1 pseudogene is annotated in these 810 nt (G+C 69.3%); it reads right to left on the minus strand.

From position 1 onward, the window contains the following. Positions 1 to 19 precede the first annotated feature (19 nt). Positions 20 to 810: pseudogene (locus E1283_RS39365) on the minus strand (IS5 family transposase); the annotation flags it as partial.

The following is an 810-nucleotide window of genomic DNA, read 5'->3' on the forward strand; positions in this document are numbered from 1 at the left end:
CTAGGCCGTTTCTTTCGGATCATGTTGCTGACCAGATGAGGATGCCTGCGATGTGGAGGGCGGCGAGGTAGATGGTGGCGGTCTTGTCGTAGCGGGTGGCCAGACCGCGCCATTGCTTGAGGCGGTTGATGCAGCGCTCGACGGTGTTCCGGTTCTTGTAAGCCTCGCGGTCGAAGGCGGGTGGTCTGCCTCCGGCTCGTCCCCGACGCTTGCGGTGGGCGGCCTGGTCCGCGGGTTCGGGAATCACCGTTTGGATGCCACGCCGCCGCAGGTGCCCGCGGATGGCCCGCGAGGAGTACGCCTTGTCCGCCAGGATCATCGCCGGCGTGATGCGGGGCCGGCCGACCGGTCGGGGAACCCTCAGACGGGCCATGACCTGCATGAAGGCGGGCGCGTCACCGGCCTGTTTCGGGGTGAGGTGGAACGCCAGGGGCCGGCAGCGGCTGTCGGCGGCCAGGTGGATCTTCGTGGTCAGTCCACCGCGGGAGCGTCCGAGGGCATGATCTGGCGGCTCGCTGGCCGGGGCCCCTTTTGACGGGCCCCGGCGGCGTGCTGGTGGGCGCGGACGATGGTGGAGTCCACCGCGACGACCCAGTCGAGATCGCCCTCGGCGTCGGCCTGGGCCAGCAGAGCGGTGAAGACCTTTTCCCAGGTGCCGTCGGCCGCCCATCTGCGCAGCCGGTTGTGCACGCCCTTCCACGAGCCGAACTTCTCCGGCAGGTCCATCCACGGACAGCCGGTGCGGTACTTGAACGCGATCGCGTCGATCACCTCCCGGTGATCACGCCATCGCCCACCCCTCCTCGGCCC

Source organism: Streptomyces hainanensis (assembly GCF_004348415.1).
Classification (GTDB): domain Bacteria; phylum Actinomycetota; class Actinomycetes; order Streptomycetales; family Streptomycetaceae; genus Streptomyces; species Streptomyces hainanensis.